Origin of the sequence: Natronomonas amylolytica (assembly GCF_037031205.1) — an archaeon.
In the GTDB taxonomy this organism is placed as follows: Archaea; Halobacteriota; Halobacteria; order Halobacteriales; family Haloarculaceae; genus Natronomonas; species Natronomonas amylolytica.
This window is the reverse complement of sequence record NZ_JAYEZM010000004.1, coordinates 409,877-426,027: the sequence shown is the minus strand read 5'-3', so window position 1 is coordinate 426,027 and position 16,151 is coordinate 409,877. Positions and strand designations below refer to the sequence as shown.

The following is a 16,151-nucleotide window of genomic DNA, read 5'->3' as shown; positions in this document are numbered from 1 at the left end:
CTGGCGGGGTGTCCGCTCGCGCTCAACAAACGCTAAGTCGATCCAGCCGGTATCACCGTCGAGGCGGTCGATTTCGACCATAGACCACTCGAAACACCGACCGCCTCGCTCTTAACTTAACAGCGCCCTGCGTTGCGAGTGATGATTGATAAACCCCCTCCGATTCGCGGAGATAGATTCACCCGGCGGTCCGTGCTGTGTGGGCGTATGGCACAAGCAAGCGACGCGGTGTACTTCCCGAGTCAGGCGTGGTTCGCCGAGTACGAGGAGCGCATCAACGACAGCGACGCCTACGCCGAGTCGGCTTCCGACTGGGGGGTCGGCTTCAACGGCGACTTCGTCTTCGAGATGCGGGGCCTGCCCGTCGACGAGTTCGACACCGAGGCCATGCCTGAGCGTCTGCGGGACGAAATCGACCGATACGTCCAAGCGGAGGACAACGAGTACGTCGGCTACTCGTACGTCGGCCTCGAAGGCGGCGAGTGCACCGGCGCCCGCCTCATCGAAAGCGAGGCCGAGGTCGACGCCGGGTTCAAATTGAGCGCCGACAACGAGACGTGGAAGCGCCTGATGGAGGGCGACATCGGCGCCGTCGACGGCATGATGTCCGGCGCCTTCGACATCGAGGGCGACATGCAGAAGGTGATGCAGTACTCCCAGGCGTCGGTCCACCTCACCGAGGCCGCGGCCGACATCGACGCCGAATACGCCGACGAGGCGTTCATCGACTGATCAATCCTCGCGGTTCTTCAGGGCCTCGCGGTCCGTCTTCCCGATATCGGTCAGCGGTATCTCCGCGACGAACTCGACGGCTTCGGGCATGGCCTGCCGGGGCACGCGCCCGTCGAGATACGAGCGAACGTCGGCGGCCGTAATCTCGGCGCCGTCCTCGGCTTCGACGAATATCTTGACGCGCTCGCTGCCCGGTCGTTCGGGGTCCGGCACGCCGACCGTCGCGGGCCGGCGGACGCCGTCCATCCCGTAGAGTTCCTCGTCGACCTCCTCGGCGTAGACCTTCAGCCCGGAGACGTTTATCATGTTCTTGACGCGGTCGACGACGTAGAACCGGCCCTTCTCGTCGACTTTCACCACGTCGCCGGTCGCGACGAAGCCCTCCTCGTCGAAGGGGTCGTCGGCGTCGAGATAGCCCGTCATGCGCTGGGGGCCGTCGACCAGCATCTCGCCTTCGCGTTCCTCGCTGGCGGCCTCCGCGAGCGGAATCTCCTCGTCGGTATCGACGTCACGGAGTTTGACCTCGGTATCGGGGACGGGCACGCCGATGGTCGGCCGGTCGTAGCCGGTGTCCTCGGCGGCGGCATCGCCCATGACGGCCTCCTGAATCCCGGCGACGTTGAAGTGGGTGATGGGCGACATCTCCGAGAGGCCGTAGCCCTGCGACATGCCCGTGGACTGCTCGCTGAACCGCTCTCTGGTCTCCTCGGCCAGCGGCGCCGACCCCGAGAGGCCGATGACGTCGCCGTCGAGTTCCTCGTCGGCGATTTCCATGAACTGCGTCGGGACGCCGAACATGACCAGCGGGCCGTACTCGGCGATGTGCTCGCGTATCAACTCGGTATCGCGGGCGTCGGGAACGACGAGCAAATCCAGCCCCAGCGAGACGAGCATGTTGGCGATGGTGTAGCCGTAGGAATGGTAGGCCGGCAACGCGAGGACGGCCGACTCGCGGCCGCGCATCAGGTCGGGCAACCGGGACTGGGCGGCGATGGCCTGCGTCGCGTTGGCGACGAGGTTGCGATGGGAGAGCAGACACCCCTTCGGCTTGCCGGTCGTCCCGCCGGTAAACAGCAGCGTGTGGGTGTCGTCGGGGTCGATATCGACCGGTTCGGGGTCGCCCGCGGATTCGAGGACGGCGGGCCACCACTCGACGCCCTTCTCGGAGTCGTGTTTGGGCGCGTCCTCGGCGTAATCGTCGAGGTCCGTCAGGACGAGGTGGTCGATGTCGGCCGCCCCGCGGAGTCGTTCGAGCAACTCGCGGTGGTCGTCCTGTCCGATGAGGACGTCGGGGTCGCCGCGTTCGAGGCGGTAGACGAGGTCCTCGTCGGCGTCGAGGAAGTCGTTCGGGATGTGGACCCCGCCCGCCCGCGAGATGGCGTGGGTGGCGACGACGAACTGGGCGGACGTCGGCAGGACGGTCGCGACGCGGTCGCCCTCGCCGACGCCGCGCTCCTGAAGGGCGGCCGCCAGCGCGTCGGCGTCCTCGCGCAGTTCCCCGTAACTGACGTGTCGGCCCGACTGGACGATGCCCTGCTCGGGGTACTGGTCGGCGGCCTCGTAGAGGAACTGATGAAGCAGGTGGTCGGGATACGGTTCGAGAGAGCGGTCGATGCCGAAGGCCTCGTATTCGGCGTACCACGGTGGCTCGTCGGGCATATCCGAACGTTCGACTCGTCGACGGAATCGGTGTTCGCTCGTATGGGAGGGCGTTTATGCGCACGAGCGCTCCGGCAAGCGCCGGCCGTCAGGGCGCGATGGCGGCCATCATCTTGGCCTCGATCTTCCGGAGGTGCTCGCCGACGGTGCCGTCCGAGCGGTCGAGGTAGTCGGCGATGTCCTGATGGGTCGCCTGCCGGGGGACCTGATAGTAGCCCACCTCTATGGCGGCCTTCAGCGTCTCCTGCTGGCGCTCGGTGAGCATCGAGAAGAGTCGCTCCTCCTCGGGGACGTAGTCGCTTATCTGTTCGAGGTTCAGGCCGATGCCGTCCGGCACTTTCGGGATGACCTCGCGGATGACGTCCTCCTCGCCGACGATGTGGGCTCGCAGGGCGCCGTCGGCGGCGTACTCCAGCGGCATATCGAGGATGAGTTCGTACTCCCGAAAGAGGCTCAACAGGTCGATGATGTCCTGTGTCGGCACGAAATGCGCGTAGACGGTGATGTGGTCGTCGCTTTCCGAGAGCTGGAAATCCAGCACCTCGTCGGCCTCGTCGGCGATTTCACGCGCGCGGTCGATATCACCCGACAACTGGAACAGGGTAATCGCGGTGCCGTCGTCGAGGAGGCTGATGTTGTGGAGCAGGTCCCGCTCGATGTTCGGGTCGTCGGCCAACGCCTCGTCGACCGGGTGTAACCCGCCATCCCGTGGGATGATTACCGTCCGAACGTAGCGCATACTATCCGATAGAGGGAGGTAACGACGGATAAGCGCTTTCCACGCGCCGGAATTCGCCGCCCGGAGCGCGCGCCGCGACGGTGCATATAAATGGCGCCGAATCGGCGGGCAGGGCAATTTAAACGAACTACCGGCGCATTCGGCGGTTTTCGGCTTCGAGCGCTCGACTTTCGCCATCGCTTATAAACCTCCACCCATGCGAGGGCCAATCCACAGGGTGGGGTGTCCGAACGTGTCGGGTAGCGGGGCCACGCCCCCGAGAACGACCATGACCGAAGCGACGACCTACGCCGAAGACCTGCTCGACGCATCGACCGACGACCTCGCCGACGAACTGTCCGGCTTCCTCGCCGACGTCGACGGCGAAACCGAGGCCTTCGTCCGCGCGAACCCCGAGTTGTTCGGGGCCGTCGTCGGCCGGATGGAGGAAATCGACATCGCCGCGTTCGTCGACGCCAATCCCGAGACCGCCGACGGCTTTCAGGACTTCCTGTGGACGGGTACGCAGGTACTCGTCGAGAACGACGAATCCGTCCGCGAACAGATTACACAGGACATCACCGTCAACTTCGAGGCCGACGACTGCGCGATGGCGGGCCACCTCGAAGTCGACGCCGCCTCGGAGACGCTGACCGGCGGCGCCGGCATCCTTGAGGACCCCATCCTCGAAATCGAGGGGCCCGCGGACAACCTCGTCGGCCTCATCACGGGCGATATCGACCCCGTGCAGGGGTTCATGAGCCAGCAGTACGAACTCGACGGCCCCGTCCACGTGGGCACCCAACTGGCCCCCATCATGGGCGCGCTCTCGGAGCATTACGAGTAGATGTTCTACGACGAGGACGGCGGCGAGTTCCGCGAGAACCTGCGGGACCGCTTGGAGGCGGAAATCGAGCCCATCGTCGACGAGGCCGACCGCGAGCCGCTGGACCGCGAGGAGTTCCTCGAGTACACGGGCGTCCTGCGGGACCTCGATATCGGCTTCAGTCCCGACATGGCCGCCGAGTATTTCGGCAACCTCGAACGGTTCGCCATCGTCTCCGAGGAGGTCTCGCGGGTCTGGCCCAGCCTCAACGTCGCCCTGCAGATGTCCTTCCCGTCGGTGTTCGTCCAGCACGCCGCCGCCGAGACGCAGGACGCCATGCTGGACAAACTCCACGCCGGCGAGTGTATCGGCTGTCTCGCCGTCACCGAACCCGAAGGCGGCTCCGACACCGCCCGTCCGAACACCGTCGCCTACAAGGACGGCGACGAGTACGTCCTCGAAGGCAAGAAGGAGTGGGTCGGCAACGCCCCCATCGCCGACGTCGCCCTCGTGGTCGCCCACGACGAGGCGGCCGACACCCAGGACATGTTCCTCGTCGACCAGCACAACTCCCCGTTCGAGACCGAGACGATGGACAAACTCGGCTGGAAGGGCGTCAACAACGGCAAGATGCACTTCGACGGCGTCCGGATTCCAGAGGCCAACCGCCTGTCGAACATCGTCGGCAACGCGCTGATGGACGGCGCCGACATGCAGGACATCGTCCCGTTTCCCGAAGCCGTCTCGCAGTTGTTCTTCGAGCAGAAGGCGCTCAACGCGACCTTCTCCTTTATGCGGACGGGCATGTCCTTCATGGCCGTCGGCATCATGCAGGCCGCCTTCGACGAGGCGCTGGATTACGTCCACGAACGCGAGACGTTCGGCAAACCCATCGGCCAGAACCAACTCGTTCAGGAGAAGCTCTACGAAATCCTGCGGGACCTCGAAACCTCCCGCCAACTCTCCCGGCACGCGCTGGAACTGCTGGAACGCGGCGACGACCGCGCCCGCCTCATCTCGTCGCTCGCGAAGGGCTACACCTCCGAGCGCTCCGTCGACGCCACCTACAACGCCCTCCAACTGCACGGTGGTGAAGGTCTCAAGACCAAAAATCGGCTCGAACGCTACTATCGGGACGCCAGCGTCATGACGATTCCCGACGGGACCACCGAGATTCAGAAACTGGTCGTCGGGAAGGAACTGACGGATTACGCTGCCTATTGAAGCCACTTTTTGCACGAGAACGCGGGTCGCGGCGTTGCCGCGACCCCGATTCTCGGCAAAAACGTGGTGAAAATATGCGCGAGAGCCTCCCGCCGCGGCGCGAAGCGCCGCGTTAGTCGACTCTCGCTACGGCGACTCGGCCTACGGCCTCGTCGCCGCGTGGTTCGAAAGGCGCTTTGCGCCTTTCGTCATGCCAAAAGAGCGCAACGCGCTCTTTTGAGCAAACCGCCTCGGGGACGTTCTTCGAACGCCCCGCTCGGCGGATGCCAACCTCGTTGCTTGTTCAGCCGGCTATCGCACGTGGTTCACTCGTTTTTTAAATAGAACTCTTCAGAACCACCCACAGGTTCTATTACCGATTTTCAATCTAGATTCTCGTCTGACCGCCCCGGTCGACCGCCTTCGGGGGGGTACTGGCGACGGACTCGGCGACCTTCGATGGGTGCGTCGCCTCTGAAATCTCCCGTACGAAAAGCAGGCGTCAGTCGCCTGCCGCAGCCGTTTCCTCGTCCAGCGCGACGAGTTCCTCGACGGGCGGAATCTCCGCTTGCGCGTCGGTGATGATGTCGATGCGTCGGGAGAGTTTGTCGCGAGCGTAGTTGACCAGCGGCATCGGGTCGACGACGCCGTCGCCGACGGAGACGGTTTCGGCGACCAGCGGCATGAGGTCCATCAGCGTCTCCTGAACGATATCTGGGTCGACGTCGTCCTCGGCGATGTGGCTCTGGACTTTCTGCATCCCGAAGCCGACGTGGCGCCCCTCGTCGCTGCGGATGTAGTTGATGCCCTTCACGAGACCGGGGAGGTGTGGCGTCGGCTCCTCGCGAAGGGAGATCTCGTTGTCGTCGCCCGGGCCCATCACGTTCGTGATGCCGTAATAGCCGGTCTGTGCGAGGACCGATTCGACGACGAGGTGGTAGTGACAGTACGCGCGAACCCGATTTTCGGGCGTGTCGTCGGTCAGAAGCGTCTCCATGGCTTCCTCGGTGCGGTCGAAGAGGTCGACGTAGCCGTCGGGGAAGAACCGCTGGTCGGTGGGCGCGACCTTCTCGAAGCCCTGTTCCTCGGCGATGGGGTAGATGACCTCCCGCCAGTAGCGGTCGAAGAACTGGGTGTGCTTGGCCTCCTCGTATATCTGCGAGGAGATGAACATCTGGTCGTTGATGTCCTCCAGTGCGACCATCAGCGGCGCGAGGTCCTCGGTGACGGCCTCCTCGCCGGCGCCGAACAGCGCGAGGTACTGCATCGTCTCGAAGTACTCCTCCTCGGTGAACGCCGAGTCCACGCTCCGTTCGAGGTCGGTTTCGAGGAGTTCGGCCTCGACGTCCTCGTAGGGGTCCCAGTGGTTGTAGACGGCGTGTTTGAAGTAGCCGCCGCCGACGGTCTCATCGCTGATGCGCAACTCGCGGCTGTCGTCCCGTATCTGTGTCATACGGGTGTGACAAGAACACACGAGTGTATCGAGTTACCTCCCCGCATGCGAGGGGGTATAAAACGCGTCGCCGAGGGCGATGCGACGGCGGCCTATCGCCCTTCGAACTCGGGTTCTCGGTCGGCCATGAAGGCCGCGACGCCCTCCATGAAGTCCTCGCTTTCTATCATCTCCTCCTGTGCGATGGCCTCCTCCCGGAGCGCCTCCTCCATCGACCGGCCGAAGTTCCGGTAGGCCAGCCGTTTGGCGGCGGCGACGGCCTTCGTCGGCCGGCCGGCAAGCGTCTCGACGCGCTCGTCGACGACATCGTCGAACTCCGCTTCCGGAATCGTCTCGTTGGCGATGCCCAACTCGACGGCCCGGTCGGCGTCGATGCGCTTGCCCGTAATCATCAAATCCAGCGCCTGTCGGAGGCCGACCAGTCTCGGGAGGATGTAGGTCGCGCCCGTGTCCGGCGCCAGTCCGATATTCGTAAAGCCCCACTCGAAGAAGGCCTCCTCGACGGAGTAGACGAAATCGCAGGCCGCCGCGATGGAGGCGCCCGCACCGACCGCCGGGCCGGGCACCCGCGCGACCGTCGGTTTCTCCATGCGCATCAGGCCGAGCGCGATGGCGTTGAGGCCGTTTTCCAGTTCCGCCATCACGTCGCCGCCGCCCATATCGCCCGACAGGTCGAGGCCGGAACAGAAGGCGTCGCCCTCGCCGGTGACGACGACACACCGGATGTCGTCGTCGTAGGCCAGTTCGTGTACGTAGTCGGCCATCGTCGCCGCCGTCGGGGCGTCGACGGCGTTCTTCCGGTCGGGGTTCGAGATGGTGATGGTGCCGACGCGTCCCTCGCGTGCTAGTTCGACGCTCATGCCCGATGGCCGACCGCCAGCGCCTTTATTCGTAGTGGTCCTCGAGCAGGGCGGCCACCTCGACTCTGGAGGGAACCGTTACCTCGCCGTCGGGTGTTTCCACCCGAAACCCGTCGTCGGTGGGCTCCCAGCGGTCCGCGTGTGTGTCGAGGATCTCGCCGCTGTCGCGGACCTGCTGGAGCCGCTGGACAGGGTCGTCGTCGGTGTTCTCGACGTACTGTCGGGCGCTGGCCGGCGACGACTGGTCGTCGGCCGCCCGCCCGTCCGCCGCGACGATGTCGCCGGACCGGCAGACGGGACAGGACGCCTCGGGCCCCTCGACGGTGGTGCCGCAGATGGCACACTCGTAGCTGCCGGCCTCCGATGACTCGCTCGCCGTGTCGGCGCTCCCGGCTTCGTCTTCCTCGCTGTCAGCACCGCTGCCGAACCGTCGTTGCCACCACCGTCGGAGTCCGTCGAAAAGGCCCATCAGTCGGCCGTAGCGACCGCGAGCCTCTCAGTAGTTCCGGTCACCGCCAGTGTTTGAACAGCAGGCGCTTGATGTCGTCCTTCGTGCGGACGGCTTCGGTGCCCCCGTCCGGCAGGTCGACCTCGTAGGGCTCGTCGCCCGAACTCTCCCGCCACTTGTCGTCGTGCTGGTCCAGCAGGCTCATCGCCTGCTGGAGGGTGTTCTCGGGACTTTCGTTCTCGCTTTCGCCCGGCCCGGCCTCGGTCTCCGTCGCGTCCTCTCCATCGGCCGCGCCGTCCTCGTGTTCTGTCCCGTCGAAGCCCGCCACCTCGGCTTTGATATCGATGGCCTGCTTGTCGGCGATGCCGTCCACGGCGGTCAGGTCGGCGGGGTCGGCATCCCGAACCGCGGCTATCGAGTCGAAGCCGGCGGCCGCGAGCGCCTCGGCGGTCGCCTCGCCGACGCCCGCGATGTCGGTGAGGTCGCCGGCTGGTTCGGCGTCGGTGTCGCTCTCGGCGTCGGTCGCTGTCGTCTCGTGTTCGGGTTCGGCGGTTTCTCCCCCCGTATCGTCGGTCTCGGCGGCGGCGTCGCCGGCCTCCTCGGCCGCCGCGTCGTGTTCCTCCGGCGGCGTGTAGGTGTCCAGCAGGTATTCGAGGGCTTCCTCGCGGCTGATGGTCCCGTAGGGGCCGACGTAGGCGGCTTCGAGGTCCTCGCGGACGGATTCGAGCCGCTGGAGTTGCGCTTCGGAGACGGACAGCTCTGGCATGGGAGGCGATGTGCGCCGCCGCGAGTAATAGTTTGGCCCCGCCGGGAAGCGAGGGCTTATCGGTGCGGGCGCCCGCCCTCCGATATGAGCGACCGGCCGGCCGAAGACCCCGGGGAGGGCTTCATTCAGGTTCGAGAGGCAGTTCTCGGCGTCGCCTTCCTGTGGCTCGCGGCGATGTCGGCCTTCGGCACGATACAGGCGGTCGCCTACGGCGCCACGACCGCGCCGGTCTACTTCCTCGTCGCCGTCGGCGCCGCCTCGCTGGCGGTCGTCGCCGGCTACGCGTCGCTGCGAGCGTTCGGCCTTCGGTAGGCCCTACTCTTCGCTTCGCCGGACGGTCAACACGGGCACGTCGGCGGTCCGAACGACGCGCTCGGTGACGCTGCCGAGCAGGTAGCGGTCCAGCCCGCTGCGGCCGTGGGTGCCCATCACGATGGCGTCGATGTCCTCCTCGTCGGCGTAGCCGAGAATCGAGTTGTGCGGCGCGCCCTCGCGGATGGCGGCGACGAGGTCGACGCCCGCCTCGTCGGCCCGCTCTCGAATCTCCTCGATGGCTCCCTCGCCGATTTCGCGGAGCTGGTCCTCGACGCGGTCGTCCATCATCTCGGGCGCGTAGGGGATGTCCTCGACGACGAAGAGGACGTGCAGTTCCGCGCCCGTCTCCCGCGCGAGGCCGATGGCCTGCTCGACGGCCGGGTTCGTCGCGTCGCTTCCGTCGGTCGGCAGAAGGATTCGATCGTACATATTCGACCCCTCGGCGGGCGGATATAAAGAGATGGGGGCGGGGTCCCGTTCGGCGGGACCGACGAAGGTCGCCGATACGGGCCTGCTCGTCGGCCTTAGTTGGCCATCAACCCGGCGTGCTTCTCGCGAATCTTCTTCAGTTTCGGGTTGATGTTGACGACACAGTAGGTGTCGTCGGGGTTCTTCTCGAAGTAGTCCTGATGGTAGTCGTCGGCCCGGTAGAACGTCTCCAGCGGCTCGACTTCGGTGACGATGTCGTCGTCGTAGAGCGGCTGGATGTCCTCGATGACTTCCTCGACGGTCGCCTTCTGTTCCTCGTCGTGGTAGAAGACCGCCGAGCGGTACTGCTCGCCGATGTCCGGCCCCTGCCGGTTCAACTGCGTCGGGTCGTGGATGGTGAAGAAGACCTCCAGCAGGTCCCGATAGGGGACGATGTTCGGGTCGAACTCGACCTGTACGACCTCCGCGTGGCCGGTATCGCCCCGACAGACCGCCTCGTAACTCGGGTCCTCGACGTGGCCGCCGGCGTAGCCCGAGACCACCGATTCGACGCCCCGCAACTCCTTCAGCGCCGCCTCGATGCACCAGAAACAGCCCCCCGCAAGCGTCGCGGTTTCGTTCTCGCTCATATGGGCTCGTTGGACCTCCAGACGCTTGAACCCCTCCGTGTCGGAAAGGCGACGAGAACTAACGAATCATCGAGTCGGTTCTGGGCTTATAAACAAACACGCGCACGGCCTCGGCCACATCGTCTGCGAAGCCCTCAGCCGGCTGGCGGACGCTCAGCGACATATCCGACGGACGTAGTTGCGTCGGATAGGGGTCGCTGAGCGCCCAAGACGAGCGCCAGCCAGCTTCGCCCTTCGATTCCGCCAGGCCCGCACCGCAAACCGCAGCCACATACCTCCCCAACCGACTCCCTCAGCCTCGCTGGCGCTCGGCTTCGGTCGTCCCTCGCACGGCTCCGCCCGACCGCCGTTCGCGAAGGCGCTCACGGCGGTCGGCCAGCGCGCGCCATTTATAAGAATCACCTGGCCGGGAGCGAGTGGCCGCCATCGGCGGCCCTCGCGACCCGGGGAAGGGCAGGCACGGTGCGGTCCCTGGTGGATTGAAAGGGCGAGGCGCGCTGGCGCCGGAGGGGAGTCGCTGAGCGGGCACTACCCGAACGGAGTGAGGGTATCCCGCTCAGCGACCGCCAGCGGGCCGAGGGCTTTCGAGATGTTCGCGGTCGAGGGATTACCAAGTTCAATTTATAAATGCGAAACTACTCCCCAAAACTCCAATCCCGCAGAGCCTCCCGAACGATGTCGTCTTCCTCGGTCCGAAAGAGGTTCTCGCTGCCGTCGTGGTCGCCGAATTCCCAGTCCCGGATAACGACGGCAGGCGTCCCGCCACCGCCTTCTCCGGCGACCAGGTTCGCGGTCGCGGCGAGTTCGTCGATGACGGCCTGGACGGTCACGCCGAGTTCGCGGCCGTCCCGGTCGGTTTCCCCGCGCCAGTCTCGGGAGGCGGGGATGCCGTGCCAGCCGACGGCGACGCCGCGCTGGCCGTAGCGGAACGGCCGCCCGGACGTATCAGTCACGATAACGGGCACGCCCAACGCCTCCGAGAGTCGGCGGGCGGATTCGCTCGGATTCTCGGGGAGCAAGAGCAGGTCGGCGCCGGGGACGTTCGAGCGGTCGATGCCGGCGTTGACGGTGATGTGCCCGAAGTGCGTGACCGCGAGCAGGAAGGGTGATTCGGTCAGCAACTCCTCGCTTTCGTCGAGGACGGCCTGTGCGAACCGGGGGTCCTTTTCGTCGCCGGTGATGGCTTCGATGCGGTCGGCGATGGCCTCGGCGCGGTCGCTGGCCTCGAAGTCCGCGAGGTCGGCCTTTCGACCCTCGGCTTTCGAGACGACGGTGCTGGCGATACACAGCACGTCTCCCTCGGCGAACTCGACAGCGTCGGCGACGAGTGCGGCGAGGTCGTCGCCTTCCCGAATCTCCGGCAGTCCCTCGACGGCGAAGGCCTCCATGCCTCGGAGTCGGTGGGTATGCCTCAAAAGGCTCGCGGTCGGCGAGGCTATTCGCGTCGAACCTCGACGTCAACCTCGCCATCTGCCACCTCGGCGACCATCATCGTCGCCTCCTGGGCCGGCCACGCCCCCGTCGCACTCCCGGGGTTCAAAAGGCGGTAGCCATCGACGGTGGTATCGAGGAGTGCGTGGGTGTGGCCGGAGACGCCGACAGTCGGGCGGTCGGTGGCGGCGTAGTCGTCGACGATGGCGGCGACCCGGGATTCGTAGTTGGCGTCGGGGCCGGTACCGTGGGTGACGACGAAGCGGACGCCGCCGAGGGCGACGGTGGCGACCTCCGGGAGGTCGAAGGCGCGGTCCATGTTCCCGCCGACGAGGGTGCACTCGGCCGCGAGCGACCGGACCTCCTCCAGCGCGGGTCGGGAGTCGAAGTCGCCGGCGTGGATGACGTGGTCGGCGGCCCGTAGCTCCTCGCGGACCCACTCGGGGAGTTCGGCGGCGCGGGATTTGATGTGCGTATCGCTCACGATGGCGGCGCGCATGGACGAGGATACGACCGGGGCCGACTTATAAGCGCCAGCCGCCCGAAGCGTCGGTATGGAGGAACACGCCGTCGTCACCTGCTTTCTCCGGCACGGGACGGAGGTGCTGGTCGTCCGCCGCAGCGAGGCGGTCGGCTCCTATCGCGGGCAGTGGGGCGGCATCTCGGGATTCACCGAGGGGAGGCCCGACGAGGCGGCCCGCTGGGAGATAGACGAGGAAGCCGGCCTTCTGGATGCCGTCGAGGAAGTGCGGTCGGCCGACCCGGTTCCCGTCGAGGACGACCAGCGGGGGACGCGCTGGCTGGTCCATCCCTACCTGTTCGACTGCAACTCGACCGACGTGACCCTCAACGAGGAACTCGCCGACCACGAATGGGTCCAGCCGCCGGAAATCCTCCGGCGGGAGACGGTCCCGAAACTCTGGGAGGCCTACACCGCCGTCGCGCCGTCGGTCGAGTCGGTCCGGTCGGATACCGAACACGGGTCGGCCTACATCTCCCTGCGTGCGCTGGAGGTGCTCCGAGACGGGGCGGCTGTCGCGGCCGAGGGGGGAGAGGGTGACTACGATACCCTCGCCGCGCTCGCCCGGGACCTCCGCGACGCGCGGCCGAGCATGGGCGCGGTCTCCAACCGCATCAATCGGGTGATGGCGACCGCCGAGGCGACGCCCGAATCGGTCCTCGAAGCGGCGACCGAGGCCTGCGAGCGAGCGGTCGACGCAGACGCCGAGGCCGCCGAGACGGCCGCCCGACGCCTCGGCGAGCGTGTCCTCACGCTCTCGCGGTCGGGGACGGTTCTCGACGCGCTTCGGGAAGTCGCCCCGGAGGCGGTCTACGTCGCCGAATCCCGGCCGGCACGCGAGGGCGTCGGCGTCGCCGAGCAACTGGCCGAGGCTGGCATCGACGCGACGCTGTTCGTCGACGCCGCGGTTGCCGACGTCATCGACCGGGAGGACGTCGAAACCGTGCTGTTCGGCGCGGATGCGGTGCTGGCCGACGGGACCGTCGTCAACAAGGTCGGAAGCCACCCGGCCGCCCTCGCTGCCGACGCTGCCGACGCCGACTGCTACGCCGTCTGTTCACGGGACAAGATAGTATCCGGGACGGCCCTTGACCGCGAACCCGGGCCAGCGGCGGCGGTCTACGACGGCGATGCCGACGTGGCCGTGCTCAATCCGACCTTCGAGGGAGTTCCTTCGGACCTCGTCGACGGTGTCGTCACCGAAGACGGCGTGCTGTCGACCGACGGGGTCGCGGCCGTCGCCGAGGAACACGCGGAGTTGGCCGACTGGAACGGGTGAGGGGTCGGTTCGCCCCTTCCGCTTAAGACGTCGCCAGCCGACTTTCCAGCAGTATGACCGTCGGCGTCCTCTCCTACAACGTCCGATACGCCGAAGTCGACACCGGCGAGAACGTCTGGGGGAAGCGCCGCGACGGCGTCGCGAGCGTCATCCGGTTTCACGCCCCCGACGTGGTCTGTCTGCAGGAGGTGTGGCTCGACCAGTTGGACGACCTCCGAGAGCGCCTGCCGGGCTACGAGTGGGTCGCCCACGAGGTTCACAACGGCGCACACACGCCCATCGGCTACCGGCCCGAGCGCCTCGTCGTCGCCGACGAGGCGGTCCTGTCGCTGTCGGAGACGCCCGATAACCCGAGCGCCATCGGCTGGGACGCGTCGATTCCGCGGGTGACGACGACCGCCGTGTTAGAGGAACGGGACACGGGCGAGGCCTTCCGTGTCGTCAGCACGCACTTCGACCACGACCACCCGACCGCGCGCCGCGAGAGCGCGCGCCTGCTCGCCGACCGCTTCGCCGCCGACCCGCTCCCGACCCTGCTGGCTGGCGATTTCAACGCCACGCCCGACGACGAGCCCTATCGTATCGTCGCCGAGGCCGGCCTGCGGGACGCCCGCGAGGTCGCCGCCGACCTCCACGGCCCCGAAACGACGTTCAACGATTTCGAGGCCCCCCAACCGGACAAGCGCATCGACCACGTCTTCGTCTCCGAGGGCGTCGATATCGAGCGGTTCGGCGTCCGGACCGACCTCGATTCGCGGGGGCTGTACCCGTCGGACCATTTCGCGCTGTTCGTCGAGTGCGCCTTCGCGTGAGCGACGGGAACCCCGCCCCCGAAGTGCTGCCGCACGGCCCGCTCGACTGACGAGCGGCGGCGGTAGAGTAGAAGCTTTTTCCGACTCCAAGGCCGTATTCTCGGGTAATGCGACGTGACGAGTCGGCGAGTCGTCGGAGACGCCCGCGGCGTTCGGGCCGCCGGCGAGTCGGCGGGGTGACCGACTGATATGGCCGATTTCGTCACCGTCGTCGCCATCGCATTCGTCGCGCAACTGGCGGTGCTCCCGGGCGAGAAGGTCCAGTTCATCATCGCGGGGCTGTCGACCCGATATCACCCGCTCGGCGTCGTCGCGGCAGCCGGCGCGGCCTTCGCCGGCTGGACGGCCCTCGAAATCTGGTTCGGGTCGCTGCTCCAGCAGTTGCTTCCGACCTTGGTCCTCGACGGCATCACCGCCGGTATGTTCCTGCTGTTCGCGTATCTGCTGGCGCGGTCGGCGTCTCCGGGCCAGAGCATGTCGTCGGTTGCGGAACGCGGCCTCGACGGTCTGGAGGACGTTCGGGTCCCGGTCGTCGGCTGGCAGGTCCCCGAGATGTTCGGGGACTACGTCCCGATATTCGTCCTGATGGCCGTCGGCGAGTTCGGCGACAAGACGCAACTTGTCACCATCGGCCTCGCCGCCCAGTACGGCGCCACGGCTGCCATCTGGGTCGGCGAGATGCTGGCTATCATCCCCGTCAGCCTGCTGAATGCCTACCTGTTCAGCCGGTTCGCCCACCTGCTCGACGCCCAAACGGTCCATTACGGGGCCGCCGGCCTGTTCGCCTTCTTCGGGCTTGACACCCTGCTGTCGATGGCGACCGGCTTCTCGGTGTGGGAGACCGCCGTCGAGGTGGTTGCCGACCTGCTCGTGACACTAGTGTAGCCGCTGACGGCCCGCTCGTCTTAGCTCTCGTCTCGTTTCCAGTCCCAACTCTCGCTTCCCGCTTCTAGTCATCCCTTTCTCGCGCCGAGCGGTTAATCTTCAAGCGAATCTCACGTAGTAACGCTTATGTGTGTAGGTGTTATACGTTGTATTGATGCGATACAGAACGCTCCTCGAACAAAAAGTCGACGAGTGGGAGGGCGGCTACGGCGTGGTCCAGATAGTGACGCCGGAGGGCGCCGACGAGAACGAACTCCGGTTCTGCTACTACAAGGACGGCGAGTTCGTCAACCGGCCGTTGACGATTTCGCCGTCGGCGGAGGCGGCCGACAAGACCGGCGAGGTCGTCGAGACGATGGCGAGTCTCGCACGCACCTTCACTGCCGACGAGATCGACGCCCTCGTCGAGGAGTTGGGCGAGGATAAGATCCTCGAACTCTCCGTGCTCATCGAGGAACTCGGCAAGAGCCGACTGATGGAGATCCTACAGGAGACCGACTAAGCGGCCGTCCACCTCCGGACGAAAGATATTACATCCCGACTACCGTTAGGTCGGGTATGGATTCGTCGAGCGAGTCGTCGGGCAGGGGTCGCCGGAGCAAGGTCGTCCGGCTCATCGAGGAGTACGACCTGCAGGGAATCGGCGCGGAACTCGAACGGTACTGGACCGCCGACGAGGACCGCCGGAGCCTCCGGGATCTCGCGGACTACTTCAACCGCCACCTCCTGGAGGCGGCCCTTGATTCGGCGGGCGTCCAGCATCTGGACGGCGAAACCGAGAACACCTATCGACTGTTGACCGACGACGACGTCAGTAGTGCCGACCGCACGCGCGTGCGCCGCCGCCTCGAACGCGACGGCGTCGACGTCGACGAACTCGAGAGCGATTTCGTCACCTATCAGGCGATTCGGACCTACCTCAAGGACCACCGCGGCGCCGAATACACGCCGGACGAGACCGACCCGCTCGAACGCGAGAAGGCCAACGCCCAGCAACTCCGCGGCCGGATGGCCGCCGTCACCGAAGGCAAACTGGAGCAACTCCGCGATGGCGGCCACCTCACCCTCGGGGAGTTCCGAACGCTGGCGGAGATTCGGGTCGTCTGCGAGGACTGCAACACCCAGTTCGACCTCGTCGAACTGCTGGAACGCGGCGGCTGTAACTGCTCGGCGGACGAATAAGATA

At 66.3% G+C, this 16,151-nt stretch carries 19 protein-coding genes and 1 pseudogene; 9 read left to right on the top strand and 11 right to left on the bottom strand.

Translation table 11 applies throughout. The features are described from left to right. A pseudogene (locus U5914_RS16860) lies at window positions 1–81 on the bottom strand (IS6 family transposase); the annotation flags it as partial. Window positions 82–207: 126 nt separating this feature from the next. On the opposite strand from U5914_RS16860, the gene U5914_RS07950 reads away from it, so the two are divergent. Next, window positions 208–732 (top strand): SCP2 sterol-binding domain-containing protein, encoded by a 525-nt coding sequence (locus U5914_RS07950; RefSeq protein ID WP_336135220.1) that lies wholly within the window; start codon window positions 208–210, stop codon window positions 730–732. Here U5914_RS07950 and U5914_RS07945 read toward each other — a convergent pair whose 3' ends face one another. Both U5914_RS07945 and U5914_RS07940 read right to left on the bottom strand, forming a co-directional pair. Beyond that, on the bottom strand, window positions 733–2,391 hold the full coding sequence (locus U5914_RS07945; RefSeq protein WP_336135219.1) for an AMP-binding protein: 1,659 nt from the start codon (window positions 2,389–2,391) through the stop codon (window positions 733–735). A gap of 88 nt (window positions 2,392–2,479) precedes the next feature. After that, window positions 2,480–3,130, bottom strand: coding sequence for a helix-turn-helix domain-containing protein (locus U5914_RS07940; protein ID WP_336135218.1), 651 nt, complete (start codon window positions 3,128–3,130; stop codon window positions 2,480–2,482). A 268-nt stretch (window positions 3,131–3,398) separates the two neighbouring features. Between U5914_RS07940 and U5914_RS07935 the strand changes: the two genes are divergently transcribed. After that, window positions 3,399–3,956, top strand: coding sequence for an SCP2 sterol-binding domain-containing protein (locus U5914_RS07935; protein WP_336135217.1), 558 nt, complete (start codon window positions 3,399–3,401; stop codon window positions 3,954–3,956). Then, entirely contained in the window at window positions 3,957–5,159 is a 1,203-nt protein-coding gene (locus U5914_RS07930; RefSeq protein WP_336135216.1) for an acyl-CoA dehydrogenase family protein, read from the top strand. A 481-nt stretch (window positions 5,160–5,640) separates the two neighbouring features. On the opposite strand, the gene U5914_RS07925 is transcribed toward U5914_RS07930, so the two are convergent. From U5914_RS07925 to U5914_RS07910, 4 genes are all read right to left on the bottom strand, one after another. Then, window positions 5,641–6,591, bottom strand: coding sequence for a ferritin family protein (locus U5914_RS07925; protein ID WP_336135215.1), 951 nt, complete (start codon window positions 6,589–6,591; stop codon window positions 5,641–5,643). 92 nt (window positions 6,592–6,683) lie between these two features. Beyond that, window positions 6,684–7,451, bottom strand: coding sequence for an enoyl-CoA hydratase/isomerase family protein (locus U5914_RS07920; RefSeq protein WP_336135214.1), 768 nt, complete (start codon window positions 7,449–7,451; stop codon window positions 6,684–6,686). Between the two features lie 25 nt (window positions 7,452–7,476). Further along, window positions 7,477–7,920, bottom strand: coding sequence for a hypothetical protein (locus tag U5914_RS07915; protein WP_336135213.1), 444 nt, complete (start codon window positions 7,918–7,920; stop codon window positions 7,477–7,479). Between the two features lie 40 nt (window positions 7,921–7,960). After that, on the bottom strand, window positions 7,961–8,665 hold the full coding sequence (locus U5914_RS07910; RefSeq protein WP_336135212.1) for a helix-hairpin-helix domain-containing protein: 705 nt from the start codon (window positions 8,663–8,665) through the stop codon (window positions 7,961–7,963). Between the two features lie 84 nt (window positions 8,666–8,749). On the opposite strand from U5914_RS07910, the gene U5914_RS07905 reads away from it, so the two are divergent. Next, window positions 8,750–8,977, top strand: coding sequence for a hypothetical protein (locus U5914_RS07905; protein ID WP_336135211.1), 228 nt, complete (start codon window positions 8,750–8,752; stop codon window positions 8,975–8,977). A 3-nt stretch (window positions 8,978–8,980) separates the two neighbouring features. Here the strand turns inward: U5914_RS07905 and U5914_RS07900 are convergent, their stop codons facing one another. The 4 genes from U5914_RS07900 to U5914_RS07885 form a co-directional block, all read right to left on the bottom strand. Beyond that, entirely contained in the window at window positions 8,981–9,409 is a 429-nt protein-coding gene (locus U5914_RS07900; protein WP_336135210.1) for a universal stress protein, read from the bottom strand. A 95-nt stretch (window positions 9,410–9,504) separates the two neighbouring features. Next, complete coding sequence (gene msrA, locus U5914_RS07895; protein WP_336135209.1) at window positions 9,505–10,038, bottom strand: peptide-methionine (S)-S-oxide reductase MsrA; 534 nt, start codon at window positions 10,036–10,038, stop codon at window positions 9,505–9,507. Window positions 10,039–10,673: 635 nt separating this feature from the next. Beyond that, window positions 10,674–11,426, bottom strand: coding sequence for a coenzyme F420-0:L-glutamate ligase (locus U5914_RS07890; RefSeq protein ID WP_336135208.1), 753 nt, complete (start codon window positions 11,424–11,426; stop codon window positions 10,674–10,676). 47 nt (window positions 11,427–11,473) lie between these two features. Further along, entirely contained in the window at window positions 11,474–11,968 is a 495-nt protein-coding gene (locus U5914_RS07885; protein WP_336135207.1) for a metallophosphoesterase family protein, read from the bottom strand. Between the two features lie 55 nt (window positions 11,969–12,023). Between U5914_RS07885 and U5914_RS07880 the strand changes: the two genes are divergently transcribed. From U5914_RS07880 to rdfA, 5 genes are all read left to right on the top strand, one after another. Further along, on the top strand, window positions 12,024–13,268 hold the full coding sequence (locus U5914_RS07880; RefSeq protein ID WP_336135206.1) for an eIF2B alpha/beta/delta subunit family protein: 1,245 nt from the start codon (window positions 12,024–12,026) through the stop codon (window positions 13,266–13,268). 53 nt (window positions 13,269–13,321) lie between these two features. Next, entirely contained in the window at window positions 13,322–14,080 is a 759-nt protein-coding gene (locus U5914_RS07875; protein WP_336135205.1) for an endonuclease/exonuclease/phosphatase family protein, read from the top strand. 189 nt (window positions 14,081–14,269) lie between these two features. After that, the gene (locus tag U5914_RS07870) at window positions 14,270–14,965 is read left to right on the top strand and encodes a TMEM165/GDT1 family protein (protein WP_336135204.1); all 696 of its coding nucleotides are present in this window, start codon (window positions 14,270–14,272) and stop codon (window positions 14,963–14,965) included. A gap of 154 nt (window positions 14,966–15,119) precedes the next feature. Beyond that, on the top strand, window positions 15,120–15,467 hold the full coding sequence (locus U5914_RS07865) for a DUF8109 family protein (protein ID WP_336135203.1): 348 nt from the start codon (window positions 15,120–15,122) through the stop codon (window positions 15,465–15,467). Between the two features lie 56 nt (window positions 15,468–15,523). Next, window positions 15,524–16,147, top strand: a complete 624-nt coding sequence (gene rdfA / locus U5914_RS07860) for a rod-determining factor RdfA (RefSeq protein WP_336135202.1) — start codon at window positions 15,524–15,526, stop codon at window positions 16,145–16,147. Window positions 16,148–16,151: the final 4 nt, after the last annotated feature.

Excerpts from the sequence above, each read along its gene's own strand:
- U5914_RS07950 (WP_336135220.1), top strand. The coding sequence starts at position 208 with ATGGCACAAGCAAGCGACGCGGTGTACTTCCCGAGTCAGGCGTGGTTC.
- U5914_RS07945 (WP_336135219.1), bottom strand. The coding sequence starts at position 2,391 with ATGCCCGACGAGCCACCGTGGTACGCCGAATACGAGGCCTTCGGCATC.
- U5914_RS07940 (WP_336135218.1), bottom strand. The coding sequence starts at position 3,130 with ATGCGCTACGTTCGGACGGTAATCATCCCACGGGATGGCGGGTTACAC.
- U5914_RS07935 (WP_336135217.1), top strand. The coding sequence starts at position 3,399 with ATGACCGAAGCGACGACCTACGCCGAAGACCTGCTCGACGCATCGACC.
- U5914_RS07930 (WP_336135216.1), top strand. The coding sequence starts at position 3,957 with ATGTTCTACGACGAGGACGGCGGCGAGTTCCGCGAGAACCTGCGGGAC.
- U5914_RS07925 (WP_336135215.1), bottom strand. The coding sequence starts at position 6,591 with ATGACACAGATACGGGACGACAGCCGCGAGTTGCGCATCAGCGATGAG.
- U5914_RS07920 (WP_336135214.1), bottom strand. The coding sequence starts at position 7,451 with ATGAGCGTCGAACTAGCACGCGAGGGACGCGTCGGCACCATCACCATC.
- U5914_RS07915 (WP_336135213.1), bottom strand. The coding sequence starts at position 7,920 with ATGGGCCTTTTCGACGGACTCCGACGGTGGTGGCAACGACGGTTCGGC.
- U5914_RS07910 (WP_336135212.1), bottom strand. The coding sequence starts at position 8,665 with ATGCCAGAGCTGTCCGTCTCCGAAGCGCAACTCCAGCGGCTCGAATCC.
- U5914_RS07905 (WP_336135211.1), top strand. The coding sequence starts at position 8,750 with ATGAGCGACCGGCCGGCCGAAGACCCCGGGGAGGGCTTCATTCAGGTT.
- U5914_RS07900 (WP_336135210.1), bottom strand. The coding sequence starts at position 9,409 with ATGTACGATCGAATCCTTCTGCCGACCGACGGAAGCGACGCGACGAAC.
- msrA (WP_336135209.1), bottom strand. The coding sequence starts at position 10,038 with ATGAGCGAGAACGAAACCGCGACGCTTGCGGGGGGCTGTTTCTGGTGC.
- U5914_RS07890 (WP_336135208.1), bottom strand. The coding sequence starts at position 11,426 with ATGGAGGCCTTCGCCGTCGAGGGACTGCCGGAGATTCGGGAAGGCGAC.
- U5914_RS07885 (WP_336135207.1), bottom strand. The coding sequence starts at position 11,968 with ATGCGCGCCGCCATCGTGAGCGATACGCACATCAAATCCCGCGCCGCC.
- U5914_RS07880 (WP_336135206.1), top strand. The coding sequence starts at position 12,024 with ATGGAGGAACACGCCGTCGTCACCTGCTTTCTCCGGCACGGGACGGAG.
- U5914_RS07875 (WP_336135205.1), top strand. The coding sequence starts at position 13,322 with ATGACCGTCGGCGTCCTCTCCTACAACGTCCGATACGCCGAAGTCGAC.
- U5914_RS07870 (WP_336135204.1), top strand. The coding sequence starts at position 14,270 with ATGGCCGATTTCGTCACCGTCGTCGCCATCGCATTCGTCGCGCAACTG.
- U5914_RS07865 (WP_336135203.1), top strand. The coding sequence starts at position 15,120 with ATGCGATACAGAACGCTCCTCGAACAAAAAGTCGACGAGTGGGAGGGC.
- rdfA (WP_336135202.1), top strand. The coding sequence starts at position 15,524 with ATGGATTCGTCGAGCGAGTCGTCGGGCAGGGGTCGCCGGAGCAAGGTC.